Origin of the sequence: Flavobacterium sp. 3HN19-14 (genome assembly GCF_051373205.1) — a bacterium.
In the GTDB taxonomy this organism is placed as follows: Bacteria; Bacteroidota; Bacteroidia; order Flavobacteriales; family Flavobacteriaceae; genus Flavobacterium.
In genome coordinates this window covers 161,453-186,817 of sequence record NZ_JBPPZT010000001.1, presented here as the reverse complement: position 1 = coordinate 186,817, position 25,365 = coordinate 161,453, and the positions used below count along the sequence as shown (strand labels likewise).

The following is a 25,365-nucleotide window of genomic DNA, read 5'->3' as shown; positions in this document are numbered from 1 at the left end:
ATGTCAAAAAAGTCAATTTATATACTGTCCGGAGTAATTTTAATCGTCGTTGTCGGTTTGCTGGTAATGAGCAAAAATGGCATGATCGGCAATAAAGATAAAGGCAAATCTGTTGAAACCGCAAAAGTTGACGCCATCACAATCGTAGAAACCGTTTCGGCTACAGGAAAAATCCAACCTGAAATAGAAGTCAAAATTTCGTCTGAAGTTTCTGGTGAAATCATCGAATTGCCTGTAAAAGAAGGCCAAGTCGTTAAGAAAGGCGATTTATTGGCGAGAATCAATCCAAACTTATACACCTCGGGAGTGAACCGCACAGTTGCAGGATTATCGCAGACAAAAGCGGGTTTAAGCCAGGCAGATGCACAATTTAAAGAAGCGAAAGCAAGCTACGACAGGAACAAAGCACTGTTCGAAAAAGGCATCATTTCCAAATCAGATTGGGACAAAAGCATTTCGGCCTTCGAAGTGGCGCAAGCCAGTCAGCAATCAGCTTATTACAACGTACGAAGTGCTTCTGCGACGGTAAACGAAGCAAAAGAAAATCTTGGCAGGACAACCATTTATTCCCCAGCCGACGGAACAATTTCTTCGCTCGGCGTAGAGTTAGGCGAAAGGGTTTTGGGAACGCAGCAAATGACCGGGACAGAAATCCTTCGCGTGGCCAACCTCAATAATATGGAAGTTGAAGTCGATGTAAATGAAAATGATATCGTAAAAATCAACGTTGGCGATTCTGCCAATGTTGAAGTTGACGCTTATTTGAAAAAGAAATTCAAAGGGATCGTGACGAGCATTTCGAACTCTGCAAGTACGGCAACGACCGCAGATCAGGTGACGAATTTTAAGGTAAAGGTCAGGATTTTGAAAGAATCTTATCAGGATTTACTAGAAGGAAAACCTGCAAGTTATTCTCCTTTCAGACCGGGAATGACGGCTACAGTCGACATCATTACGACACGTAAAGAAAATGTATTGGCAGTGCCAATTAGTGCAGTTGTCGTAAAATCAGACACGACTGCTACGAAGATTACGGAAATGCCGGACGATTCGAAAGTAACACAGAAAAGCGAAAAGAAATTCGAGTGTGTTTTTGTGAAAGTCGGTAACAAAGCCAAAATCAGGATTGTCAAAACCGGCGTTCAGGACGATACGAATATCGAAATCGTTTCCGGAATCAAGAAAGGCGATGTTGTGATTATCTGCTCGATATACCACCGTTTCCAAAGATTTAAATTCGGGCGATGTCGTTTCGATTGAAGAAAAAGGCGGGCTGAAAAAATAGCATCTAATGGCATTCATCCTCAATATTGAAACTGCAACCAAAAATTGCTCAGTCGCCATTGCAAAAGACGGCGAAACTTTATTATGCAAAGAAATTGCAGAGCAAGGCTATTCGCATGCCGAAAAACTCCACGTTTTTATTGATGAAATTTTAAAGGGCGCCAATTTAAAATTCAGCGACCTTAATGCGATTGCCGTCAGCCAAGGCCGGGTTCTTATACCGGATTGCGCATCGGGGTTTCTGCTGCCAAAGGCTTGTGCTATGCGTTGAATATTCCGCTGATTGCTGTTGATACGCTTCAGGTTTTGGCGATGAAAGCGAAAGTAAGTTTCGGTTGGATTGTTCCGATGATTGATGCGCGCCGGATGGAAGTTTACAGCGCTATTTTCGATACCGATTATAAAAAGTTGAGTGACGTTAAAGCTGAAATCATTACGGAAACTTCTTACGCTGAAACCAACGAATCGATACTTTTCATCAGTGATTGTCCGGAAAAATTGAAAACTGTTCTCAAAAAAGGTAATTTTTCTGTTGCTGATGAAGTTGTTTTTCCTTCAGCAAACAACATGGCTGCTTTAAGTTTCGACAAATACAAAAAAAACGATACCGTTGATGTCGCTTATTTCAAGCCATACTATTTAAAGGATTTCTTTTTGCAGAAAGGCCAATAATTATCCGTGGTAAACGCGCGAAGCGATTATCTTTCCGTCTTTCACATCCAGTACTTCCGCAACCAGCATGTCTCCTTCGCCATTTACCTGGCGGATGTATTCCATAAAAACCCGATCTGAATTCGCGGTGAGCGTTGTTACTTTGTAATGTAAAGTCGGCAACCGGTCAAATGCGTCCTGCCACCATTCGCGTAATGCTTGTTTTCCTGAAACGTAACCATTGGTTTCGGGTTTCCTGATTTTTAATTTCGGGCTGAAATGTTCAGCGCTGTCATCGTATAATGATAAAAGCTGTTCCAGGTTGTGTGCGTTAAAGGCTGCAAACCACCTGAAAGCTATAGATTGTAATTGTTCCGGATTCATAAGAAGAAAAAACTCCTGTTTTGGCAGGAGTTGTATTTTGATTTATTAAGCATTTTTCATGTTGATGATTTCCTGTTCGGTGAGAAATCTCCAGTTGCCGCGCGGCAGGTTTTTTTTGGTCAGTCCGGCGAAGGCAACGCGGTCAATTCTTAAGACATCGTATTTGAAATGCTCGAAAATATTGCGCACCACTTTTACATTAGAAGTTTTAAGTTTTAATCCGACTTCGCTTTTCGGCTGGTCTTCGATGTAGCTGATTTCTTCTATGAAGATGCGGTGGTTGTCGATTGTAACGCCGCCACTGATTTTCTCAAGATCTTCGAATTTCAAATTTTTGTCTAATGAAACCTGATAAATTTTTGACGATTTCTGGCTCGGAAGGCTGAATTTACGGATCATATCAGTATCATTCGTAAACAACAATAAGCCTGTTGTATTTTTATCCATTCTGCCGATTGGTGCGATATTGGCGTTGGTAGCGTTGCGAACCAATTCAAGTACATTCCGGTGTTCCTGGCCTTCGTCGAGTGCGGTCGTAAAATTTTTAGGTTTGTTTAAAAGGATGTATTCTTTCTTTTCAGGCGTGATATTGACGCCGTCAAAGTTCACCACGTCGGTGATTTTCACCAAATAACCCATTTCTGTTACCGGAATGCCATTGACTTTAACATTCCCTGATTGAATGTAGATGTCAGCATCACGGCGCGAGCAAACTCCGGAGTTGGAGATGTATTTGTTGAGGCGCATTTCGTCAGAAGCTTTTGCTCTTTTCGGTGCCCTGGTTCGGTTTTTTTGCGGGTTTGTCTGAAACCGGTTCAGCAGTTTTAGCCGTTGTTGGTTTCGCTTTTTTCGGGCCTTGCGCACGTTTGGCCATGGCCGGTTTTGGCTTGTTCGAAGAGGGTCTCGAGCTGCCGTTTCTTCTGTTATTGCCTTCGTTCTTGTTCATAAATCCTCAGAATTTTTGCAAAGATAGGTTATTCCCGTGAATTTGTTTCGTGAATGTTTGCAGGATGCCCTAGCCCCGGATAGTAGCAAGCAGCTTTTGCGGCTGGGGTTCAGCCGCAAAACTACTGCGGAGAGCCGGATTAGCTTCAAATAAACGAAATTGCCATTAAAAGTTTTCTTCCGTGCCACAAAACCGAAGGCTCAATAAGAATAATACTTATAACGCCCGCAACAATCAAGGCTTTTAATACATTGTGCAGCAATAAAAATTCTTCTTTGGTATTGGATTTCCAGAGTTTTATAAGAAAGAAAATCAATGTAATCAGGCACAGGTAAAAGTAAATATCCATATATCCTACGTGGTAAATCTCGATAAGTATGTAAACCGGAATGATAGTAAAAAATGAAAGCGTTGTAATAATCTTTTTAGAAATACTTTCACCATAAGTTATAGGTATTGTATTGTAATTATTCGCCAGGTCGCCTTTGAGATTCTCCAGGTCTTTTATCATTTCCCGAATCAGGATCAATAAAAACAGGAATAATGCATGGCTGACGATAATGCCTATTTTGTTCAAATCGTAGGCATCATCCTGTACCTTATATAAATAAATCAGGATGCCGAAAAAAGGGAATACAGCCAGCAGCGCTGCGGTAATATTGCCGATTATCGGGAATTTTTTAAGTTTATGCGAATAAAACCAAATCAGGAATATATAAGCCGAATAAAAAAACGAGACACGCCATGAAATCAAAAACGCTAAAATAACCGACAGGAAGTTCAGCGAAAAATAAACATATAATTTTGTCCTTTGGCTTACCAATCTGTCCAGCATCGATTTTCCTGGACGGTTGATTAGGTCTTTTTGCGCATCGTAAAAATTATTGATGATATAACCCGAAGCGATACAGAAAGACGAAACCAGTACCAATATAAAAAGATTGCCGTCTAAGATTACGCTTAGCGCCCTTGTGTTTTCAGGCGCCAAAATAAAAATTGCCGATAAATACTGCGCCAGAACAATAACCGGAATATTATAGCCGCGCACGACAGAAAACAAACTGACGATTTTCATGACGAGCAATTTGTTTTTTCTGCTGAGCATAGCCGGGTGCAGGGTTTTGGGTTTAAGGTTCAGGGATTTCGCCTGAACTTAGAATTGATAAACCACTTCGAGTTTGTAATCTTTGAGGGATTTTTTGGCCTTTTCGAGATCTTCGGTGAAACCAAGGATGTAGCCGCCGCCGCCGGAACCACACAATTTCAGGTAATAATCGTTAGTGTCGATTCCTTTTTGCCAGATGCTGTGGAATTGCTCCGGAATCATCGGCTTAAAATTATTCAATACGACTTTTGACAATTGCTTGGTGTTGGTAAAAAGCGATTTCATGTCGCCGCCGAGGAAATTCTCAACGCACAAATCGGTATATTTTACGAATTGATCTTTCAACATCGAACGGAAACCTTTGTCTTTGAGGTTTTCCATGAAAATGTTGACCATTGGAGCGGTTTCGCCCACAATTCCCGAATCCAGCAAAAACACTGCGCCTTTTCCATCAAAACTTTGTGTCGGAATGCCGGTCGCTTCAATATTGTCTTTGGAATTGATTAAAATCGGAATGCTTAAATAACTGTTTAATGGGTCTAAGCCGGAACTTTTTCCGTGAAAGAAAGATTCCATTTGCCCGAAAATCGTTTTGAGCTTCAGCAATTTTTCACGTGTCAGATTTTCTAAAACGGTGATTTTATTTTTGGCATATTTGTCGTAAATCGCCGCTACGAGTGCGCCGCTGCTGCCAACACCGTAACCTTGCGGGATGCTTGAATCGAAATACATGCCGTTAGCGACATCTTTGTGTAATTTGGCGATATCGAAAGTCACTAAACCGGGTTGTTCTTGCTGCAAATTTTCGAGATAGAAAACAAAACGGCTTAAACTCGCGTTTGATTTTATGGCTTCGGCGTTCGCGATTTTCGGAAACCTTGAGTGCGCCTTTGTAAAAATTGTAAGGAATGGATAAACCTTTGGAATCTTCGATGATTCCGTATTCTCCAAAAAGGAGTATTTTTGAGTAAAATAAAGGTCATTTCATATTTGGGATTTACAATGAAAATTTTACCGGAATAAATATACGAAATTTTATAATTCTACGGCTCCATTTCCAATTACATCGCAAATATACTGCCTATTTTGGCAAAAACCTGCTAATTCTTCCTGAATAAACGGCAAAACTTCATTTATAACGTTTTCGGGATATAAAACGTGCACATTTGCGCCGGCATCAAGTGTAAAACAAACAGGAATTTTGGTTTCAGTGCGGAATTTCCAAATGGCATTGATGATTTCCAGCGTGTTAGGTTTCATCAAAATAAAGTATGGAATTGAAGTCAGCATCATTGCATGCAGCGTGAGTGCCTCACTTTCGACAATTTCAATAAAAGTGTTTAAATTTCCGTTTTTGAAGATGGCTGCCAGTTTATCAAGATTTTCGCTGGCTTGGATAAATCTTCTTTTGGCATATGGATGCGCGTGCATCAAATCGTGTCCGACAGTGCTTGAAACCTGTTTTTCGCCTTTGTCAACCAATAAAATCGTGTCCTGGAAATTGTTGAAAATCGGGTGCATTTCGTATGGAAATGCAACGCCAAATAAATCTGAACTTTCGGCGATATTATCGTGCTGTCCCCATATAACCGGACTTCCTTTGATACTGCGGCAAGCACTTCCGGAACCCAATCGTGCCAGAAATGACGCTTTTTCGAAAAAATAATCATCGCTAATTTCCGGAAATAAAGTTTTTTCCAGGCTCATTAAATTGATTGCCAAAGCCGCCATTCCGGAGGCGGAAGAAGCAATTCCTGAACTGTGCGGAAAGGTGTTTTCGGTGTTTATGACGAAATGATAATCCTTCAAAAAAGGCATGTAAACTTCAATACGCTCAAAGAATTTCTGGATTTTCGGTTTGAAATCTTCTTTCGGTTTTCCTTCGAAAAAAAGCTCGAATGAGAAACTTTCATCGGTATTATCTTTTGATTCAAAAGCGAGCTCAGTGATTGTTTTGCAATTGCTTAGAGTAAAGCTGACAGAAGGGTTTGCAGGGATTTGGTTTTCTTTTTTCCCCAATATTTCACCAAGGCAATGTTGCTCGGTGCGCTCCATTTAAAGCGGCCTTTTTCAGTAGTTTTGTAATTTCCTGACGGAATAAAATCGACAGTTTCGCGCATGGAAAATTTTTCGTAAAGATACAGTTTTCAGAAAACATTTTAATTTTGAAGGTAAATTTTGAGTAACTTTAAAATAAAAAAATAATGAACAAATACACCAAAATACTGGTTCTCGTTGCAACTTGTCTGGCAATCGGTTATTTCTCCGGGATCGTAACGCGCGCCAGCATAGCCGGTTGGTATTCGATGATTGAAAAACCGTGGTTCAACCCGCCGAACAGCATTTTTGCACCGGTCTGGACGACTTTGTATATACTGATGGGTATTTCCGGCGGCCTGGTTTGGGATAAAATCGAAGAAAACCGTGAGGAAGTGAAAAAAGCATTGGTATTTTTCGCAATACAACTGGCTCTAAATGCGTTGTGGTCGTTTTTGTTTTTCGGACTCAAAAATCCGCTTCTGGCGTTAATCGAAATTGTGCTTTTGGCGTTGATGATCTATGAAACTTTATATAAATTCCTCAAAATCAACAAGACAGCCGGATATTTATTCGTGCCGTATCTGCTGTGGGTTTGCTTCGCGGCAATACTCAATGGCAGTATTTGGTGGCTCAATAAATGACAGATTTCCCTTAAAAACAAACCGGCTATTTATAATCAATAAAAATTAGCCGATACAACGTTGTAGTTGCGGTGAAAATCTTTTTTAAGGTTGTGTTTTCAATTGCCGACACTTATCTTTGTGAAAATTTTTTTTGATTTAATTAAGACCATTATGCATAGCAACCAAGCGGATTATTTTCCAATTCTGATGCAGCTTTTACTCGCTGTGGGTTTTGTGGTGATGACAATTATAGGCTCGAGTTTTTTAGGCCGAAACGACATTCCAAAAACAAAGACAAGACTTTTGAGTGTGGTATTGAATCGGTCGGAAATGCCCGTGTGCCGTTTTCGGTAAAATATTTCCTGGTAGCCATTCTTTTCGTTTTATTCGACGTTGAGGTGATTTTCCTTTATCCATGGGCGGTGAATTTCCGCGATATGGGTTTCGAAGGGCTGGCGAAAATGGGGATTTTCATGACGCTTTTAGTGGTCGGTTTCTTCTATGTGATGAAGAAAAAAGGACTGGAGTGGGAGTAAAAATTGCAGATTTCAGAGTTCAGATTTCAGATTGCTGGCTCAGGAATGCTGATTTTATGGATTTCGGATGAATCTAAATCCTGAAATCTAAAATCTAAAATCTAATTAAAATGAGTGATTCAAAAATAAATATGGCCGACGCTCCCGAAGGAATTCAGGGTGAAGGCTTCTTCGCAACAAAACTAAGCGACGTGGTAGGCCTGGCAAGAGCGAATTCGCTTTGGCCGCTGCCTTTCGCGACTTCATGCTGCGGAATTGAATTTATGGCTACAATGGCTTCGCATTACGATGTGGCGCGTTTCGGTTCTGAGCGTATGAGTTTTTCGCCACGTCAGGCAGATATGCTTTTGGTGATGGGTACAATTGCAAAAAAAATGGCACCGATTTTACGTCAGGTGTATGAGCAAATGGCCGAGCCGAGATGGGTAATTTCCGTTGGCGCGTGCGCTTGTTCGGGTGGAATTTTCGATACGTATTCTGTTTTACAAGGGATTGATAAGGTAATTCCGGTTGACGTTTATGTTCCCGGATGTCCGCCGAGACCGGAGCAGATTTTGGACGGAATTATGCGTTTACAGGATCTGGTAAAATCTGAATCCGTGCGCCGCAGAAGTTCCCCGGAATACACAGAATTATTGGCTTCTTATAACATCAAGTAAAAAATGGCATTAGAAACCCAGGTTATACAGAATACTTTGACGGATCGATTTGGTGAAAAAACCGGCGATTTCCATCAAATCCACGATATTTTAACGTTCGAAGTTGCTGCTGATTCCATTCATGAAGTAATGGAATTTTTGCGTGATGATGCAACATTAAGGTTTAATTTCCTGACCACGCTTTGCGGGATGCATTACGCTGACGCACCTTCTGGAAGACAATTTGCAGTCGTTTATCACATGCACAATTGGATGGATAATGTTCGCATTCGCATCAAGTCATTTTTGCCGGCAGAAAATCCTGAAATCGATACAGTTTCTAACCTTTTCCTAAGTGCCAACTGGCAGGAACGCGAAACGTATGATTTCTTCGGAATTGTATTCAAAGGCCATCCGCAATTGAAACGAATTTTGAATATGGATGAAATGGTATCGTTTCCGATGCGTAAGGAATTTCCACTTGAAGACGGCGGAAGAACCGACAAAGACGACCGTTTCTTCGGAAGAACAACAGATAATTGCTAATAATAAATACGAATATATAAATGTCAGACTTATTATTACCACCGGAATTAAGATACGCAGGCGTAATCGAAGCGCGGAAAAATGAAGACGGAAGCGAGCTTTCGATCCTTAATTTCAGGTCCGACACACCCGGCCACGCACGGTATTTTCCAAAACATACTTTTAATGGATGGTGAACGCATTGTAGACGGCGAGGGAACCGTTGGCTACATTCACCGTGCCTTCGAAAAAATTGCAGAAAACAGGCCGTTTTACCAAATCACACCTTTGACTGACAGGATGAATTATTGTTCGTCTCCTATTAATAATATGGGTTGGTGGATGACTTTGGAAAAAGCTTTGGGTGTTGAGGTTCCGAAAAGAGCGCAATACTTACGCGTCATCGTGATGGAATTAGCAAGAATCGCCGACCATATCATCTGTAATTCTGTACTTGGAGTCGATACCGGCGCTTTGACCGGATTTTTATACGTATTCCAATACAGGGAAAAAATATACGAGATTTACGAAGAGATTTGCGGCGCTCGATTAACCACGAATATGGGAAGAATCGGTGGTTTCGAGAGAGACTGGAGTCCGCTTGCTTTTGAAAAACTCAATACTTTATTAGAAGAATTCCCGCCAATCTGGAAAGAATTCGAAAACCTGCTTACACGTAACAGGATTTTCATGAACTGTACGATTAACGTCGGCGCCATTTCTGCAGAGAAAGCCATCAGTTACGGATTTACAGGCCGAATTTAAGAGCTGCAGGAGTTGATTATGATATTCGCGTAATGCAACCTTATTCTTCTTATGAAGATTTCGAATTTGAAATCCCGGTTGGAAAATCAGGCGATACATACGACCGTTTCTGCGTAAGAAACGAAGAAGTTTGGCAGAGTTTAAGCATCATCAAGCAAGCATTGGCAAAATTACCGGAAGGCCCTTATCATGCTGATGTTCCGGATTATTACCTGCCGCCGAAAGAAGACGTTTACACGACAATGGAATCATTGATTTACCACTTCAAAATCGTAATGGGCGAAATCCCGGTTCCGGTTACAGAAGTATACCATCCGGTTGAAGGCGGTAACGGAGAACTTGGTTTTTATCTGGTAACAGACGGAAGCCGCACGCCTTTCAGGTTGCATTTCAGAAGGCCTTGTTTCATATATTATCAGGCGTTCAACGAAATGGTAAGAGGACAAATGCTTTCCGATGCGATTGCGACTTTGTCAAGTTTGAATGTAATCGCTGGCGAGTTAGACGCATAAGATTGTAGAATGTAGATTTTAGATTATTCTGAAATCTGAAATCTAAAATAAAAAGAATGGAACGCAAACATTATACACAGGAAATCAACATCACCGAAGCTTTGATGGCGCGTATCAACGAGCTCATCAGCCATTATCCGGAAGATAAAAGGAAATCTGCTTTGTTGCCGGTTTTGCACGAAGTGCAGGATGCACATGACAACTGGCTGAGCCTTGAATTGCAGGATAAAGTGGCTGAAATCCTTCACATTAAGCCAGTTGAGGTTTACGAAGTAGTGACGTTTTACACGATGTACAACCAACGTCCGGTAGGAAAATATATGTTCGAATTCTGCCAGACTTCGCCATGTTGCTTAAATGGTGTAGAAAATCTAATGGATTATACCTGCAATAAATTAGGCGTAAAAGTAGGCGAACCAACGCCAGACGGCATGTTCGAGGTGCGCGGCGTAGAATGCCTAGGCGCCTGCGGATATGCACCCATGATGCAATTGGGCGATTTCTTCCAGGAGCATCTGAACGAAGAAAAAATCGATCAGCTGATTGTTGATTGCCGTGATAATAAAATAACGTTACACGATAAATAATATGTCGCAAAAAATATTATTAGACAAGATAAACGTTCCGGGCATCAAATCCTACGAAGTCTATCGCCAAAATGGCGGTTATGCTTCGGTGGAAAAAGCCCTGAAAACGCTAACGCCTGATGAGGTTGTCGAAGAAGTGAAAACTTCCGGTCTTCGCGGTCGTGGCGGTGCAGGTTTCCCAGCCGGAATGAAGTGGAGTTTCATCGACAAAAAGTCAGGAAAGCCGAGACATTTGGTTTGCAATGCCGACGAATCGGAACCGGGCACTTTCAAGTGACCGTTTCCTGATGGAATATATTCCGCACCTTTTGATTGAAGGCATGATTACGTCGAGTTATGCTTTGGGCGCCAACCTTTCCTACATTTATATCCGCGGCGAATACATGTGGGTTTACAAGATCTTAGAAAGAGCCATCAACGAGGCAAAAGCTGCCGGTTGGTTGGGTAAAAATATTTTAGGAACAGGCTACGATTTGGAATTGTATGTGCATTGCGGTGCCGGCGCTTACATCTGTGGTGAAGAAACTGCTTTAATTGAATCGCTTGAAGGCAAAAGAGGAAATCCGCGTATCAAACCGCCGTTTCCAGCGGTTTTCCGGACTTCTGGCCAATCCAACCGTAGTCAATAATGTCGAAACCATTGCTGCTGTGCCGTGGATCGTCAACAATTCAGGCGCAGAATATGCGAAAATTGGTATCGGACGTTCAACAGGAACAAAACTGATTTCTGCTTCAGGACATATCAAAAATCCAGGCGTTTATGAAATTGAACTCGGATTGAGCGTTTACGAATTCATGAATTCTGACGAATATTTAGGCGGAATGAGTTCTTCAAGACCATTGAAAGCTTTCGTTCCCGGAGGTTCATCTGTTCCGGTTTTACCAGCCGATTTAATCTACAAGACTGCTGCCGGAGAAGACCGATTAATGTCTTACGAATCCTTAAGCGACGGTGGTTTTGCCACAGGTTCGATGCTAGGTTCTGGTGGATTCATAGTTTATAACGACACTTCCTGCATCGTAAGAAACACATGGAATTTCTCCCGTTTCTACCACCACGAAAGTTGCGGACAATGTTCGCCTTGCCGTGAAGGAACAGGCTGGCTTGAAAAAGTATTGCACAGAATCGAAACCGGTTTCGGCCGTGAAGAAGACATCGATTTGCTATGGAGCATCCAAAGCAGAATCGAAGGAAACACAATCTGCCCATTAGGTGACGCCGCCGCTTGGCCGGTTGCAGCAGCCATCAGGCACTTCCGTGACGAATTTGAATACCACGTCCGTTTCCCGGAAAAAATCAAAAACAGGGATCACTTCGTGCAGGAACCTTTTGAAAAGGTAAAGCATTTAGTAGCCAAACAAACAGTATAGAACAGTCAAAAATCCGAAAGTCGAAAGAAAGCAACCGCTCAAACCGACTTTAGACTTTAGACTTTAGACTAAATAAAATGAAAGTAACAATAGACGGTCAAAGCATCGACGTAGAACCGGGAACTACAATCCTCCAGGCCGCAAGGATGATAGGAGGAGAGAGCGTTCCGCCGGCGATGTGCTATTATTCAAAATTAAAAGGAAGCGGCGGAAAATGCCGTTGCTGCCTCGTGGAGGTTTCCAAGGGAAGCGAAGCCGACCCAAGACCGATGCCAAAATTAATGGCGTCATGCGTTACGGGTTGTATGGACGGAATGGAAGTCGTCAGCGCAGGTTCTGAAAGGGTAACGGAAGCCAGAAAATCGGTAACTGAATTCCTTTTGATCAACCATCCGCTGGATTGTCCTGTTTGCGACCAGGCCGGAGAATGCGATTTGCAAAACCTGAGCTTCAAGCACGGAAAATCACAGACGCGTTTTATTGAAGAAAAAAGGACTTTCGAGCCGGAAGATATCGGTCCGAACATCCAATTGCACATGAACCGTTGTATTTTGTGTTACCGTTGCGTGATGGTTGCCGATCAATTGACCGATAATCGCGTGCATGGCGTAATGGATCGTGGCGATCATTCCAATATTTCAACGTGCCTTTCAAAAGCGATTGACAACGAGTTTTCAGGAAATATGATTGATGTTTGTCCGGTTGGTGCTTTGACGGATAAGACTTTTAGGTTCAAATCGAGGGTTTGGTTCAACAAACCTTTCAATGCACACAGGAATTGTACAAAATGTTGTGGAAAAACTACCGTTTGGATGTTCGGAGATGAAATCCAACGTGTGACCGGTAGAAAAGACGAATACCACGAAGTGGAAGAATTCATTTGCAATGAATGCCGTTTTGACCATAAAGACGTGAAGGATTGGGTAATCGAAGTGACCTCGTAAATTCGAGAAAGACTCGGTTATCAACCAAAATAATTATACAAGAAAACTTGATACGGTGAGAATCGAAACTGAAGAAGGTATTTTGAAAGGGCGGAAGAAGACCGCAAGAAAATCAGTATGCCTGCGATTCCGTTAGATGCGCGCGAAACCGAAGTTTTTAAAGAAGGAAATATATAGCCATGACGCAAGATATTATCATAGAAAAAGGGATTTTCATTACCATCATTTTCGCACTTACGATGCTGATGGCGATGTATTCCACTTTGGCAGAACGAAAAGTTGCCGCCTGGCTGCAGGATCGTATCGGTCGAATCGTGCCGGAAAAGGCGGACTTTTGCAACCTTTAGCCGACGGATTGAAATTGTTCTCGAAAGAGGAATTCTTGCCCGATACGCCGAATAAATTTTTATTCGTAGTGGTGCCCGGCGATATCGATGAGCGTGGCTTTGATGACCTCGGCGGTAATTCCGTGGGGGATAAGCTGCATATTTTTGACCGTGATGTGATTTTACAGGCAACTGATATTGACGTGGCATTACTATACGTTTTCGGCGTTTTGTCGGTTGGTGTTTACGGAATCATGATTGGCGGTTGGGCATCAAATAATAAATTCTCATTGATGAGCGCCATGCGTGCGGCTTCGCAGATGATTTCTTATGAAGTGGCGATGGGACTTTCAATCATCGCTTTATTGATGATGACGGGAAGCTTGAGCCTTCGCGAAATTGCGGCGCAGCAATCAGAATGGCATTGGAATGTTTTATATCAGCCAGTCGGATTCATCATATTTTTAGTTTGTTCTTTTGCAGAAACGAACCGTACGCCTTTTGATTTGGCGGAATGTGAAGCGGAGCTGATTGGTGGCTACCACACCGAATATTCTTCGATGAGAATGGGATTCTATCTGTTTGCTGAATACGCGAGTATGTTTATTTCGTCTACGATATTGTCGGTGCTGTATTTTGGCGCGTATAATTATCCCGGAATGTCATGGGTTACGGAACATTGGGGCGTGAATCCGGCGAATTATATAGGAATGGCTGTATTGTTCGTTAAAATCTGTTTCTTCATCTTTTTCTTTATGTGGATCAGATGGACGATTCCGAGATTTCGTTATGACCAGCTGATGCGTTTGGGTTGGAAAATGCTGATTCCGATTGCAATTGCGAATATCATTATCACCGGTGTTGTGATTTTATTGCACGATCAGGGATATTTCTGATAAAGAACGAGAAGTTATAAAATAGCCCCGATTGGTGCGGAAATCCTGGCATTGCAAAAAGGTTTTGAATGTAAATATATTCGCTCCGCAATGACAGATTGAAGAGAAAGCGGGACAATTGGTGAAAGAATTATTACGGTTCTTGCTCCTAAAAATAAAAAATAAAATAGGTTTTGCATTCAGAAGAATCTAAAATCTAAAATCTAAAATTGACATGGCAACAGAAAGCTATTCATTATCCGGAAGGAAAGAGGTCTCGAACAAAGAGATGACCTTTTTGGAAAGCCTTTATCTTTGGGCGATTCTGAAGGGTTTGATCATTACGATCCGACATTTGTTTACGCGAAAAGTAACAATTAAATACCCCGAACAGGTGCGCGAACGCAGCGTCGTTTACCGTGGGCAGCACATGCTGAAACGCGATGAACAAGGCCGTGAAAATTGTACGGCTTGCGGATTGTGCGCATTGTCATGCCCGGCGGAAGCGATTACGATGAAAGCTGAAGAACGCAAACCAAGCGAAAAACATCTGTACCGCGAGGAGAAATATGCATCGATTTATGAAATCAACATGCTGCGCTGCATTTTCTGCGGATTGTGTGAAGAGGCGTGCCCGAAAGACGCGATTTACCTAACGACTTCAAAAGTTTTGGTACCGTCGCAATACGACCGCGAGGATTTTATTTTCGGAAAAGACAAACTCGTGATGCCGTTAACGCAGGCGATGCAGAATGCACAACTTAACAACGTGAACTAATGTCGACAGTGCTTATTATATTTTTCGTTTTATCGGCGATTACGCTCAGCTCGGCATTTTTGACGATTTACAGCAAGAACCCGATTCACAGTGCGATTTATCTGGTGATTTGTTTCTTTTCGATTGCCGGACATTATTTGTTACTCAATGCGCAGTTTTTGGCGATTGTTCACATTATCGTTTATTCGGGCGCGATCATGATTTTGTTCCTGTTTACGGTGATGTTGATGAATCTTAACAAAGAAGATGAAGTGCACAAACCACGTGTGACCAGACTTGGCGCAATTGTTTTGTTTACTTTGATGCTGACGATCCTGGTTTTGATTTTCGTAAATTCAGAGCCAGTGTCATTGAATTACGTTGATTTGGGAGAAGATTACCAATCTATCAATAAATTAGGTCAGGTTCTGCTTGACGACAAGGAAGGTTTTATGGTGCCGTTCGAATATGCTTCGGTACTGCTTTTGGTTGCGATGATCGGAACCGTATTATTGTCTAAAAAAGAAAATACAGCGAAATAATGCAGAATGTTTTAGAACAAATCGGGCTTCAGAATTACATTTTCCTTTCGACCATACTTTTCTGTATCGGCGTTTTCGGAGTTTTGTACAGAAGAAATGCCATCATCGTTTTCATGTCGATTGAAATCATGCTCAATGCCGTGAATCTTTTATTCGTAGCATTTTCAACCTATCATCAGGATGCGAACGGACAGGTTTTCGTGTTCTTTTCGATGGCTGTCGCTGCTGCGGAAGTAGCGGTAGGATTGGCAATTGTGGTTTCGGTTTTCAGAAATATCGGGGCAATCGACATTTCCAAATTAAAAAAATTAAAAGGATAATCTGCAATGGATACAAGTTTAGCTTTAGTTTTATTACTGGCGCCGTTCTTCGGATTTTTAATCAACGTTTTCTTTGGGAAAAGCCTCGGGAAAATGGTTTCCGAATGGATTGGCACTTTGGCCGTTGCGGTTTCTTTTGCAGTGACGCTTTATTTTTTCATGAATCTGACTTCAACCGGACAGGTGGTGAAAATTTCTTTATTTGATTGGATTGACATCAGCACTTTCAAAGTTGATTTTGGGTTTCAGCTGGATCAATTGTCTTTGTTGTGGCTGATGTTCGTAACAGGAATCGGATCATTGATTCACCTATATTCCATCAGTTATATGCACGACGATGAGAACATGCACAAATTCTTCGCTTACCTGAATTTGTTCGTTTTCTTTATGATTACGCTTGTCGTTGGAAGCAATTTGCTCGTGATGTTCATCGGTTGGGAAGGCGTAGGACTTTGTTCTTACCTGCTAATTGGATTTTGGTACAAAAACCAGGATTATAACGACGCGGCAAAAAAGGCTTTCATCATGAACCGAATCGGGGATTTGGGTCTTTTGATTGGAATCTTCATTTTAGGGATGCTTACACAATCCCTCGACTTCGACGCCGTCAACAGTATGGCTCAGATAAATAATGCCGTTACACGGCCTGCTAATGCATGGTATGCCTTTGCTGCCTTATGTTTATTCATTGGCGCCTGCGGTAAATCAGCGCAAATTCCACTCTACACCTGGTTGCCTGATGCAATGGCTGGACAGAACGCCGGTTTCAGCATTGATTCACGCAGCGACGATGGTAACAGCGGGAATTTTCATGGTAACAAGATTGCATTTTCTTTTTGACATCTCTCACAGCGTTCAGGTGTTGATTGCAGTAGTTGGTGCCATTACTGCTTTGGTTGCAGCGACAATCGGTTTGTTGCAGAATGATATTAAAAAAGTACTCGCTTATTCAACCGTTTCTCAATTGGGATTGATGTTCCTGGCTTTAGGCCTGGGCGCTTACCAAATCGCGGTTTTCCACGTAATCACACATGCTTTCTTTAAAGCTTGCCTGTTCTTAGGTTCCGGATCTGTAATCCACGCGCTGCACGGCGAGCAGGATATGAGAAACATGGGAGGATTGAAAAAATACATGCCAGTTACATTCTGGACAATGATGATTTCAACTTTGGCGATTTCTGGCATATTCCCGTTCGCTGGTTTCTGGTCGAAAGATGAAATATTAATGACGGCTTTTGAACACAGCATGCCATTATATATCATTGGCTCGATTGCTTCAATCATGACAGCTTTTTATATGTTCCGATTGATGTATTTGACATTTTTCAAAGATTTCCGCGGAACGGAAGACAAAAGCACCATTTACACGAAAGTCCGGCCTTGATTACTTTCCCGTTAATCGTTTTGGCGATTTTAGCAACAGTCGGCGGATTGATCAGTTTGCCAACCGAAAGCTGGCTCAATGAATATCTTGCGCCACTTTTCTCAAAAGCCGCAGGCGAAGAACACCACGGGATTACAGGTGAAACTTATATGTTAATGGGAGTTGCTTTAGTTGGCGCTTTCGTCGGAATCGTAATCGCTTACGTAAAATACATCAAACAAAACCAATTGCCGGATTCAGATGAGAACATCACAGGCATCTCAAAAGTAATATACAACAAATACTATGTCGATGAGGCTTATGATTTCGCCATCGTAAAACCGATTAATTTCTTCTCGAGATTTTTCAGGGATTATGTCGAAGCCGGATTGTCATCAGCCGTATTTGGCTTAGGAAAAGTCACTAACGAATTAGGATATTACGGACGGAAACTACAAAGCGGAAGTATAGGTTTATACTTATTTGCTTTTGTAATTGGCGTTTGTGCCATTATTTCCTATTTATTTTTAGCTCAAAATTACATATAATGGAGGTAACTTACTTATTGATATTACTTTTAGCCGGCGCATTGGCCACGTATTTTTCGGGAGATAAAATCGCTTCGAAAGTGGCGCTGTTCTTCGGATTGGCAGGTTTCGGATTTTCGATTTATCTGTTGAATTTATACAATGCCGGAACAAATCTCGATTTCGTTGGCGCATGGATTTCACAACCGGATATTCATTTTGCCTTAAAAGTAGACGGACTTTCATTAGCCATGGTTTTGCTGACGACTTCACTAACGCCAATCATCATTTTTTCTGCTTTCGGAAATGGCGTTAAGAATGCAAAAGCTTTTTATGCCCTTATTTTATTCATGTCGTTTGCAATGACGGGAACTTTCCTCGCTTCTGACGGCTTGTTGTATTATATCTTTTGGGAATTGGCGCTGATTCCGATTTACTTCATCGCACTGATTTGGGGTAACGGCGATGCCGAAGAGCGCAAAAAAGCAGTCGTGAAATTTTTCATTTACACTTTTGCAGGTTCGCTTTTCATGTTGACGGCTTTCATTTATCTATATGGAAAAACAGGAAGTCTGTTAATCGACGATTTATACAAAGCCGATTTAAATTCAAACGAACAACTTTGGATTTTCCTCGCGTTTTTCCTGGCGTATGCGATTAAAATCCGAATCATTCCATTCCATACATGGCAGGCAAAAGTGTATCAAAAAGCACCAACTGTCGGTACCATGTTACTTTCGGGGATCATGCTCAAAATGGGATTGTACAGCGTCATTCGTTGGCAATTGCCGATTGCGCCAGTTGCAGCTAAAGAATACCTGCACCTCTTCATCGCACTTGGAATCGCAGGCGTGATTTATGGTTCGATTGTAGCCTTACGCCAAAAAGATTTAAAGAAGTTATTGGCGTATTCGTCATTAGCACACGTTGGGTTAATCGCTGCCGGAACTTATACATTGACTTTAGACGGATTGCGCGGCGCGGTTTTACAAATGATTGCACACGGTTTCGTCGTAGTCGGATTGTTCTTTGTAGCGGAAATCATCTACAGAAGATACGAAACAAGAAACATCGCCGAAATGGGCGGCATCCGTGCACAATCGCCAAAATTTACTTCAATGTTTATGATTTTGGTGTTGGCATCGGTTGCATTACCGTCAACTTTTAACTTTGTTGGGGAATTTACTGTGTTGTACAGTCTTTTACACATCAATGTCTGGTTTGCAATATTAGGCGGAACAACCATCATTTTGGGCGCTTATTACATGCTCAAAATGTTCCAGCATGTGATGTTGGGCGAAACCAATACAAAAGTTTTCAAAGATGTCACTTTCAATGAAGGTGCAGTCTTGGTTGTAATCATTGCAGTTTTGTTCTTTTTCGGAATGTACCCGAAACCAATCACCCATTTAATTACGCCAAGCCTCGAAAATATCATAACACAAATCAATCGTTTTAACTAGTCAGAAGAATGAATACATTAATAGCTATAACAGGATTAGGTGTTTTATGCCTCTTGATTGAAATCCTCAACCTGACAAAAGTGATTGTGCCGATAGTAATTGTCGGGCTTCTGGCCATTCTCGGATTGAATATTGGTGATTATGACCACGGCGGAAGTTTTTACAACAATATGGTCGTTGTCGATAATTTTTCAGTGACTTTTTCTTCACTATTCATCGTTTTGACGATTTTCCTTATTGCGATGAGTCATAATTTTTACGAGCATCATGCCACTAAAATCTCAGATTATATAGGCATTAAATTGTTCCTTTTATCGGGTGCTGTGGCGATGGTTTGCTTTGGAAATCTCGCGATGTTCTTCCTCGGAATTGAGGTTTTGTCAATTTCTCTATACGTTCTGGCTGCAAGCAATCGCCTTAATTTAAAGAGTAATGAAGCCGGAATGAAATATTTCCTTTTGGGTTCATTTGCTTCGGGAATCATTTTATTCGGAATCTGCCTAATTTACGGCGCTATCGGTTCATTCGATATGGCGGAAATCCAGGTGGCGGCAACTGCTGCCGATGTCGAAGAATGGTTTTACATCGGAATTATTTTGTTAAGCATCGGAATGTTATTTAAGATTGCAGCTGTTCCGTTTCACTTCTGGGCTCCGGATGTTTACGAAGGTTCACCTGCACTGACAACTGCAACGATGAGTACTTTGGCGAAAGTAACCGCAATGGCTTGCTTCTTTAAATTGGCTGTTGTAATGAACACGAATCTGCCTGAAACATCACAAACCGTTATCGTTGTCATTTCGATGCTGTCGATGACTGTTGGGAATATCATGGCATTGCGCCAGGCGAATGTAAAGCGTATGCTGGCTTTCTCTGGAATTTCCCACGCAGGTTTTATGCTGATGACTTTACTCAACACTGAAACTGCGGCGGCAAGTTTATTATATTACGCGTCGGCATATTCTTTGGCCGGAATTGCGGCTTTTGCGGTAATCCTTTATGTATGCCGTGACAAAGAGCATGAAGATATTGTGAACTTTCACGGACTTTCAAAAACCAATCCGTTGTTGGCCGTAATTTTGACAGGTGCATTACTTTCTATGGCCGGAATCCCGATTTTCTCAGGATTTTTCGCAAAGTTGGTTTTGTTCAGCCAGACCATTAAAGCCGGATATTTGGTTTTGGTGATTGTTGCTGTGATCAATTCAATCATCAGCGTTGGTTATTATTTCAAATTGATTTTGGCGATGTACACTAAAGAACCAAATGAAAAAAGAACCGGAACTTCTTATATTTATTACAGTGTTGCAGTTGTGGCCATACTTTTGAATATTGTGTTGGGACTTTTACCTTCGTTGGTTTTGGATTTGTTGTAAAAGAATTTATTCAATATACATAAAGCTGCCTTAACCGGCGGCTTTTTTATGCAACAACAATTCAAATTAAGATTACGAGGCGTGGGAAGCCGCGAATTCGTGAAACGGTCTTCGGAATGCCAGAAACAGTCTTCTGAATACAACTTACGGTCTTTTGAAGACCCGGAAGATAACGCGTAAAGCAAATAATGTTTTTCGGAACATAAGAACCGTGCGACTGTGAAGAAAAATCGATTAGCGGGTAATTGCAAGCAATAATCTGAATACAGATTTTAATCTTCTGAAAGCAACAATTCAGCAACTGATAAGATGATTTGAAAGAAATAAAAAAACCCGTCCTTAAGAACGGGTTTTGCTTCAACAGATTGAAAGTCCTTAGTCAATCACTAATTTTTTCACCGTTCTGTATTTATTATCAGTAATGATTTCCATCATGTAAATGCCTTTTGATAATCCTGAAACATCAACAGCCGTTTGTTGTGAATGAATCGATTGTATCGTTTTGATGCTTTTTCCAAGTACATCAAATAAAGTCACACTGCCAATCGTGTCGCCAGTATTTTGCAGGCTCACCTGAACGATTGTCGAAGCCGGATTCGGGTAAATCAAAAGATTTCCTGAACTAAAACCAACTGTGCCTAAATTGTTGGTGAACTCGGTGTTGAAGGTATTGGTTACAATCGGGGGATTCGCATCGAAATAAATTTCAGCATGGTTCGGGACAATATCACCGGCAACAAAGCCAGGTTTCAATTTGATCATGAACGTCACATAACCGTGGCTCAAAGCTTCATTCTGAATCGCGCCAGGAAGCTGGATGTAATCGAATTTCCAGCTCACATCGTTGCCAACCCTGTCCATCACATAATTGTGGCTCGCGCTAACCATTCTGATGCTGGTTTCGTCGAGTTGCGCATCCAATACATCTTCCAGCCTTACATTGATAGCGTTTGCCGTTCCTGTATTCTGAAAACGGATTGTATACGTAAGATAATCGCTTTGGTTGAACTGGCTGACGGCGATTTTTCCACCGTGCGCTTCTATCTTATCATTCGGATCGTAAGACGCAACGGCAACCTGTGCATTCGTAAAAGTGTTATTCGAAATATTAATATCATTCGCCGGTGCCGAGATGCTCGCGCTGTCTGTAAGCACATCGCCGATATTTACCGTCGGAATTGCAGGAACAGACATATTCACATAAATCGAACGCGTTTCATAAGGGGCAAGATTTACAAAGTCATAAGTCAGCGCAGAAGATGTCAATGTAGTTGATTCCGAAGCATTCACGATGCTTGTAAGCGGATCGGCATTAAAGGTCAACGTGCCAGATGCCGGTGTAATACCAAGATTCCTGTAAACGATTTTATTGCGATAACCAATTCCCGGAACCGGCGGCGAAACCGGAATAACCGATACTGTCACGTCATTGAAACCGTTTGTCAGTACAATTGGGAAACTGAGTGTAGTAGTGCCACTTCCAACCGGAATATTGATGTCGTTGAAGTTGGTCGCTGATGCTGCGAAATATGGCGCAAATTCGGGATTAATCTGATAGCTGAAATCATAAGTATTGGCCGGATTGGCATCGTAAATAGAATAATAACCTAACGGAGAAGAAATGTTATTGACATCTCCGGCATTATTTTTCTGGTACACAAAAGAGCCGTAAGTAAAGTCAGGTTCGAAAGTATCCCTGCTGCCGTTTTCATTCACATCGACAAAAGCAACCAGTTTGATTTTATCGGTACATTCCGGTGGTCCCGCAGCGAAACTTCCAGCCTGGATGAAAACTGCCGAATCGTACAATTCATCACCCCTGTCAGCAACCACCAGTTTTATATGATAAGAATGCGTTGGGTCGATTATCGCTGCTGCTGTCATAACAGCCGTTTGACCATTAAAATTGGTTGCAGAAGCAGATGGGGTGTTATAAAAATACTCGTCAAAGAATAACGGGTTTTGCGAATCGCAATTCGGGTTGTTTGCATTGTCGCGAATTGTTACCACTGAAATCGGGGTCGTTGTATTCGGCACAATCGCAAGATTAGTTGTTTCATTTGTTGTCAAATCTGTAAGTAAAAATGCGAACGCATCTGAATATTCACACTGGTAAATCCCGTATTCGTCAGATGCAAACAAAAAATTAAAACTCATATAGGCGTTCTGGGTAGTAAAATCGAATTCAAGTTTTGTAGCATTGTGGGATTCCATTACATTTCCTGTAGCAGTTGTAATGATGCTTTCCAATTCGGTGTCGCCAGGCCAGTTTTCGGAGCCGTCACTTAACGTTGTTGAGTTTGGCCCGGGTATGCTCAACACATTTCCCGTAGACAATACAAGCCCGGATGAAAGCGGGAAAAGCGGATTAATGTTATTAAAAGAACCGATTCCATTAACCGAATTGAAATTTGTTCCGGTGCTCGATGTGATGTTGGAAATAGTGACACAAGGATTGTTGACCAAAACATCGCTCACCAATTGCGCAGTCGTGAATTGTGACGTGCTTGTTTGCAACGGAGGTAAAGCCACCGTTGGAGTGAATGCCGCGGAAGCTGTCCAGGTTGCAGTAACCGATCCGCAAACCGCTCTTACATAGAATTTATAAGGAGTGTTAGTGGTAAGTCCGGTTGCAGTAAAATTTGCAGACGATGTCAATGTACCGGTAGCTGTCGCATTTGGCGCTGGGCCGAAGCAGGTTGCACAATAACTTCCCATTGCGTGGCGCTGCCCATTTCTGTCCAGGCAACATTTGCCCCAAAAGCTGTAAGATTTGTAATGTTCAGCATGGCCGGTGCGGTACAGGCCGGATATACATAAATGCTGTATGACCATTCCCCAACACCAAAGGCACAAACTGGGCGCACATAACATTTATAAACTGTTCCGGGGATAAGCCCGCTTGCGGTATATGGGTTAGAAGAAGTTAATATTCCTGAAGTGTCTGAAGCAGGTTCAGGACTGCCGACCGGTAAAAGCAGTACTTCCCATTGTGTTGCCGACCCGGTTTCTGTCCAATTTATCGTAGCGCCTGTGGTAGATGTGTTAGTAGCGAATATTTCTACCGGAGTCGAACAGTTCGGAATAGAAAATTGAGCTGCCTGTCCATACGCTTTTTTCACCGCCAGAGCAGACGCTCCTTACATAATAATTATACGCGTCAACGTAATCCAATCCGGAATAAGTAAAAGAATTAACGGTCGTAGCTGTACCAATCATCGAAGCATTAGGGAAAGGCAAACCGTCAGGTAATTCCAGTACTTCCCATTGATTTTGGTCAAACTGAGCATTCCATTGTATAAAAACGCTATTTACGGATGTTGCCTGAGCAACTGGCAAAATAGGAGGAGAGCATATTGATGATATGCAATTTACGTTACCAGTATAAATTATAGAGTTGGCCAGCAACTGACTTTGATAAGCCAATGCGAAAACAGTCTGCTGAAAATTGTTCATGACGTTGAGCCCTACTTCATCGGGATAAGTATTGCCTTCGCCCAAATTCCATCGTATCTGGAATGGCACGCCCGTACACAACAAGACGCTTGCTGTACTGTTGTTACCGTCATCAAAAGTAGCTCCGATGGTAGCGATGTCGTTTCCGTTCTGGGAAATAACCATAGTGTTTCCATTCCAGCCGTCTCCGTAGGAATCTGACATTATAAAAGTATAAGTACATTGAAACTGGGCTTCGCATTGCGCTTGTGCCGCCAATCCAAAAAACGAGAAAATGGCAAGAAGTAAAAGTTTTTTCATAATGGTTGGTTTTGGTGTAGTAAATATAACTGATTTTGAAATGGTTAAATCTTCAAAAGGCAGTAATTCTATAACAAATGAAATAAAAAAAACCCGACTTGTAAATCGGGTTTTTTTGAAAAAAATTAATTCTTATTGAATGATCAGCTTCCTGACTTGCCTGAATTTATTATTGGTCATAATTTCAAGCATATAAACGCCTTTTGATAATCCTGAAACATCAAGCGCTGTCTGTTTAGTGTCAAGCGATTTTACAGTCCTGATGGTTTTGCCGAGGACATCATATATACGGATACTTTCAATATTTTCAGTGGTATTCTGAAGGCTGATATTTACGATGCTTGCCGCCGGATTCGGATAAATCATAAAATTACTTTCGTTGAAATCGGTATTGCCCAGCGTAGTTACGAATTCCGTTTCAAAAACATTAGTGTCAATCGCCGGATTGGTGTCGAAATATATCGATGCCGAATTAGGAACAACATCACCCGCGGCAAATCCCGGTTTTAGTTTAATCATAAACATAACATATCCTTTGCTGAGTTCTTCATTTTCGGCAATTCCCGGAAGCTGGATATAATCAAATCTCCAGATTATTTTATTGTTAACCCTTTCCATAACGTAATCGTGGCTTGCACTTACCATACGAATGCTGGTTTCGTCTAACCGCACATCAAGAAAATCTTCGAGCCTTACATTACTGGCATGCGCTGTTCCGGTGTTCTGGAAATTAATCGTGTAGTATAAGTAATCATTCTGGCTAAATTGGTCTATCCCGATTTTCGAGCCATGGGCTTCCAGCTTGTTATTCGGATCATATGCCGCAACCGCTGTCTGCGTATTAACAAAAGTATTATTTGCAATATGAATGTCATTTGAAGGCGCAGTAATAGTAGCATTATTAGTAATCAGGTCACCAATATTTACAGCTGGGATTGGCGGTAAGGTCATCGTCACATAATCGTAACGTGTTTCAGTAAGGGCCAAGGTTGGTGAAATTATAGGTAAACCCGCTTGCCGAAAGCGTAGTAGATTCAGTAACACTCGTAATTGTTGCCAATGGCGCCGCGGTGAACGATAATGTTCCCGATGTTGAAGTAATTCCCAGATTTTTATAAACGATTTTATTAATATAAGAAGCACCGGGTC

Annotated in this window: 19 protein-coding genes and 9 pseudogenes; 19 read left to right on the top strand and 9 right to left on the bottom strand. The window is 41.7% G+C overall.

Translation table 11 applies throughout. The features are described 5' to 3' along the window. The 3 genes and pseudogenes from ACSLFW_RS00950 to ACSLFW_RS00940 all read left to right on the top strand — a co-directional run bounded on the left by ACSLFW_RS00950 (position 1) and on the right by ACSLFW_RS00940 (position 1,956). Positions 1 to 1,285 (top strand): annotated as a pseudogene (locus ACSLFW_RS00950) (efflux RND transporter periplasmic adaptor subunit). A 6-nt stretch (positions 1,286 to 1,291) separates the two neighbouring features. Continuing rightward, on the top strand, positions 1,292 to 1,555 hold the full coding sequence (locus tag ACSLFW_RS00945; protein WP_436554261.1) for a tRNA threonylcarbamoyladenosine biosynthesis protein TsaB: 264 nt from the start codon (positions 1,292 to 1,294) through the stop codon (positions 1,553 to 1,555). After that, entirely contained in the window at positions 1,540 to 1,956 is a 417-nt protein-coding gene (locus tag ACSLFW_RS00940) for a tRNA threonylcarbamoyladenosine biosynthesis protein TsaB (protein WP_436554260.1), read from the top strand. The genes ACSLFW_RS00945 and ACSLFW_RS00940 overlap by 16 nt, the downstream gene beginning before the upstream one ends. Here ACSLFW_RS00940 and ACSLFW_RS00935 read toward each other — a convergent pair whose 3' ends face one another. From ACSLFW_RS00935 to ACSLFW_RS00915, 5 genes and pseudogenes are all read right to left on the bottom strand, one after another. After that, positions 1,957 to 2,319 (bottom strand): nuclear transport factor 2 family protein, encoded by a 363-nt coding sequence (locus tag ACSLFW_RS00935; RefSeq protein ID WP_436554259.1) that lies wholly within the window; start codon positions 2,317 to 2,319, stop codon positions 1,957 to 1,959. 45 nt (positions 2,320 to 2,364) lie between these two features. Continuing rightward, positions 2,365 to 3,265, bottom strand: a pseudogene (locus ACSLFW_RS00930) (pseudouridine synthase). Positions 3,266 to 3,410: 145 nt separating this feature from the next. Then, complete coding sequence (locus ACSLFW_RS00925) at positions 3,411 to 4,370, bottom strand: geranylgeranylglycerol-phosphate geranylgeranyltransferase (RefSeq protein WP_436554258.1); 960 nt, start codon at positions 4,368 to 4,370, stop codon at positions 3,411 to 3,413. Positions 4,371 to 4,418: 48 nt separating this feature from the next. Then, positions 4,419 to 5,331, bottom strand: a pseudogene (locus ACSLFW_RS00920) (mevalonate kinase family protein). A 74-nt stretch (positions 5,332 to 5,405) separates the two neighbouring features. Then, positions 5,406 to 6,490: pseudogene (locus tag ACSLFW_RS00915) on the bottom strand (diphosphomevalonate/mevalonate 3,5-bisphosphate decarboxylase family protein). Positions 6,491 to 6,574: 84 nt separating this feature from the next. Between ACSLFW_RS00915 and ACSLFW_RS00910 the strand changes: the two are divergent. From ACSLFW_RS00910 to ACSLFW_RS00835, 16 genes and pseudogenes are all read left to right on the top strand, one after another. After that, positions 6,575 to 7,051, top strand: coding sequence for a TspO/MBR family protein (locus tag ACSLFW_RS00910; protein WP_436554257.1), 477 nt, complete (start codon positions 6,575 to 6,577; stop codon positions 7,049 to 7,051). Positions 7,052 to 7,204: 153 nt separating this feature from the next. Then, positions 7,205 to 7,569 (top strand): annotated as a pseudogene (locus ACSLFW_RS00905) (NADH-quinone oxidoreductase subunit A). Positions 7,570 to 7,679: 110 nt separating this feature from the next. Next, on the top strand, positions 7,680 to 8,228 hold the full coding sequence (locus tag ACSLFW_RS00900) for an NADH-quinone oxidoreductase subunit B (protein WP_436554256.1): 549 nt from the start codon (positions 7,680 to 7,682) through the stop codon (positions 8,226 to 8,228). Positions 8,229 to 8,231: 3 nt separating this feature from the next. After that, positions 8,232 to 8,753 carry an NADH-quinone oxidoreductase subunit C gene (locus ACSLFW_RS00895; RefSeq protein ID WP_436554255.1) on the top strand — a complete coding sequence of 174 codons (522 nt, stop codon included), beginning with the start codon at positions 8,232 to 8,234 and terminating at the stop codon, positions 8,751 to 8,753. Between the two features lie 20 nt (positions 8,754 to 8,773). Next, positions 8,774 to 10,009: pseudogene (locus ACSLFW_RS00890) on the top strand (NADH-quinone oxidoreductase subunit D). 56 nt (positions 10,010 to 10,065) lie between these two features. Beyond that, positions 10,066 to 10,596: a complex I 24 kDa subunit family protein gene (locus tag ACSLFW_RS00885; protein ID WP_436554254.1), complete on the top strand. Its 531-nt coding sequence runs from the start codon at positions 10,066 to 10,068 to the stop codon at positions 10,594 to 10,596. A 1-nt stretch (position 10,597) separates the two neighbouring features. Next, a pseudogene (gene nuoF / locus ACSLFW_RS00880) lies at positions 10,598 to 11,967 on the top strand (NADH-quinone oxidoreductase subunit NuoF). A gap of 77 nt (positions 11,968 to 12,044) precedes the next feature. Further along, positions 12,045 to 13,088, top strand: a pseudogene (locus ACSLFW_RS00875) (2Fe-2S iron-sulfur cluster-binding protein). Positions 13,089 to 13,090: 2 nt separating this feature from the next. Continuing rightward, entirely contained in the window at positions 13,091 to 13,258 is a 168-nt protein-coding gene (locus ACSLFW_RS00870; RefSeq protein ID WP_436554253.1) for a hypothetical protein, read from the top strand. After that, the gene (locus ACSLFW_RS00865; protein ID WP_436554252.1) at positions 13,246 to 14,133 is read left to right on the top strand and encodes a complex I subunit 1/NuoH family protein; all 888 of its coding nucleotides are present in this window, start codon (positions 13,246 to 13,248) and stop codon (positions 14,131 to 14,133) included. Before ACSLFW_RS00870 ends, ACSLFW_RS00865 begins: the two co-directional genes overlap by 13 nt. A gap of 214 nt (positions 14,134 to 14,347) precedes the next feature. Beyond that, complete coding sequence (locus ACSLFW_RS00860; protein WP_436554251.1) at positions 14,348 to 14,890, top strand: NuoI/complex I 23 kDa subunit family protein; 543 nt, start codon at positions 14,348 to 14,350, stop codon at positions 14,888 to 14,890. After that, positions 14,890 to 15,411, top strand: coding sequence for an NADH-quinone oxidoreductase subunit J family protein (locus tag ACSLFW_RS00855; protein ID WP_436554250.1), 522 nt, complete (start codon positions 14,890 to 14,892; stop codon positions 15,409 to 15,411). The genes ACSLFW_RS00860 and ACSLFW_RS00855 overlap by 1 nt, the downstream gene beginning before the upstream one ends. Further along, positions 15,411 to 15,731: an NADH-quinone oxidoreductase subunit NuoK gene (gene nuoK, locus ACSLFW_RS00850; RefSeq protein ID WP_436554249.1), complete on the top strand. Its 321-nt coding sequence runs from the start codon at positions 15,411 to 15,413 to the stop codon at positions 15,729 to 15,731. Before ACSLFW_RS00855 ends, nuoK begins: the two co-directional genes overlap by 1 nt. A 6-nt stretch (positions 15,732 to 15,737) precedes the next feature. Next, positions 15,738 to 17,642 (top strand): annotated as a pseudogene (gene nuoL, locus ACSLFW_RS00845) (NADH-quinone oxidoreductase subunit L). Further along, complete coding sequence (locus ACSLFW_RS00840; protein WP_436554248.1) at positions 17,642 to 19,084, top strand: complex I subunit 4 family protein; 1,443 nt, start codon at positions 17,642 to 17,644, stop codon at positions 19,082 to 19,084. The pseudogene nuoL and the gene ACSLFW_RS00840 overlap by 1 nt, the downstream one beginning before the upstream one ends. Before the next feature lie 8 nt (positions 19,085 to 19,092). Continuing rightward, positions 19,093 to 20,460 carry an NADH-quinone oxidoreductase subunit N gene (locus ACSLFW_RS00835; RefSeq protein ID WP_436554247.1) on the top strand — a complete coding sequence of 456 codons (1,368 nt, stop codon included), beginning with the start codon at positions 19,093 to 19,095 and terminating at the stop codon, positions 20,458 to 20,460. Positions 20,461 to 20,835: 375 nt separating this feature from the next. On the opposite strand, the gene ACSLFW_RS00830 is transcribed toward ACSLFW_RS00835, so the two are convergent. The 4 genes from ACSLFW_RS00830 to ACSLFW_RS00815 all read right to left on the bottom strand — a co-directional run bounded on the left by ACSLFW_RS00830 (position 20,836) and on the right by ACSLFW_RS00815 (position 25,203). Further along, positions 20,836 to 23,178: a DUF7619 domain-containing protein gene (locus tag ACSLFW_RS00830; protein WP_436554246.1), complete on the bottom strand. Its 2,343-nt coding sequence runs from the start codon at positions 23,176 to 23,178 to the stop codon at positions 20,836 to 20,838. Beyond that, a complete protein-coding gene (locus ACSLFW_RS00825; RefSeq protein WP_436554245.1) occupies positions 23,115 to 23,582 on the bottom strand; it encodes a fibronectin type III domain-containing protein in 468 nt (155 codons plus the stop codon). Before ACSLFW_RS00825 ends, ACSLFW_RS00830 begins: the two co-directional genes overlap by 64 nt. Then, the gene (locus ACSLFW_RS00820) at positions 23,506 to 24,216 is read right to left on the bottom strand and encodes a hypothetical protein (protein ID WP_436554244.1); all 711 of its coding nucleotides are present in this window, start codon (positions 24,214 to 24,216) and stop codon (positions 23,506 to 23,508) included. The genes ACSLFW_RS00825 and ACSLFW_RS00820 overlap by 77 nt, the downstream gene beginning before the upstream one ends. A gap of 132 nt (positions 24,217 to 24,348) precedes the next feature. Then, a complete protein-coding gene (locus ACSLFW_RS00815) occupies positions 24,349 to 25,203 on the bottom strand; it encodes a T9SS type A sorting domain-containing protein (RefSeq protein WP_436554243.1) in 855 nt (284 codons plus the stop codon). Positions 25,204 to 25,365: the final 162 nt, after the last annotated feature.

What these genes read in the sequence shown, in the direction of transcription:
- ACSLFW_RS00945 (WP_436554261.1), top strand. Translation starts at nt 1,292, where the DNA reads ATGGCATTCATCCTCAATATTGAAACTGCAACCAAAAATTGCTCAGTC.
- ACSLFW_RS00935 (WP_436554259.1), bottom strand. Translation starts at nt 2,319, where the DNA reads ATGAATCCGGAACAATTACAATCTATAGCTTTCAGGTGGTTTGCAGCC.
- ACSLFW_RS00925 (WP_436554258.1), bottom strand. Translation starts at nt 4,370, where the DNA reads ATGCTCAGCAGAAAAAACAAATTGCTCGTCATGAAAATCGTCAGTTTG.
- ACSLFW_RS00910 (WP_436554257.1), top strand. Translation starts at nt 6,575, where the DNA reads ATGAACAAATACACCAAAATACTGGTTCTCGTTGCAACTTGTCTGGCA.
- ACSLFW_RS00900 (WP_436554256.1), top strand. Translation starts at nt 7,680, where the DNA reads ATGAGTGATTCAAAAATAAATATGGCCGACGCTCCCGAAGGAATTCAG.
- ACSLFW_RS00895 (WP_436554255.1), top strand. Translation starts at nt 8,232, where the DNA reads ATGGCATTAGAAACCCAGGTTATACAGAATACTTTGACGGATCGATTT.
- ACSLFW_RS00885 (WP_436554254.1), top strand. Translation starts at nt 10,066, where the DNA reads ATGGAACGCAAACATTATACACAGGAAATCAACATCACCGAAGCTTTG.
- ACSLFW_RS00870 (WP_436554253.1), top strand. Translation starts at nt 13,091, where the DNA reads ATGACGCAAGATATTATCATAGAAAAAGGGATTTTCATTACCATCATT.
- ACSLFW_RS00860 (WP_436554251.1), top strand. Translation starts at nt 14,348, where the DNA reads ATGGCAACAGAAAGCTATTCATTATCCGGAAGGAAAGAGGTCTCGAAC.
- ACSLFW_RS00855 (WP_436554250.1), top strand. Translation starts at nt 14,890, where the DNA reads ATGTCGACAGTGCTTATTATATTTTTCGTTTTATCGGCGATTACGCTC.
- nuoK (WP_436554249.1), top strand. Translation starts at nt 15,411, where the DNA reads ATGCAGAATGTTTTAGAACAAATCGGGCTTCAGAATTACATTTTCCTT.
- ACSLFW_RS00840 (WP_436554248.1), top strand. Translation starts at nt 17,642, where the DNA reads ATGGAGGTAACTTACTTATTGATATTACTTTTAGCCGGCGCATTGGCC.
- ACSLFW_RS00835 (WP_436554247.1), top strand. Translation starts at nt 19,093, where the DNA reads ATGAATACATTAATAGCTATAACAGGATTAGGTGTTTTATGCCTCTTG.
- ACSLFW_RS00830 (WP_436554246.1), bottom strand. Translation starts at nt 23,178, where the DNA reads ATGGGAAGTTATTGTGCAACCTGCTTCGGCCCAGCGCCAAATGCGACA.
- ACSLFW_RS00820 (WP_436554244.1), bottom strand. Translation starts at nt 24,216, where the DNA reads ATGAAAAAACTTTTACTTCTTGCCATTTTCTCGTTTTTTGGATTGGCG.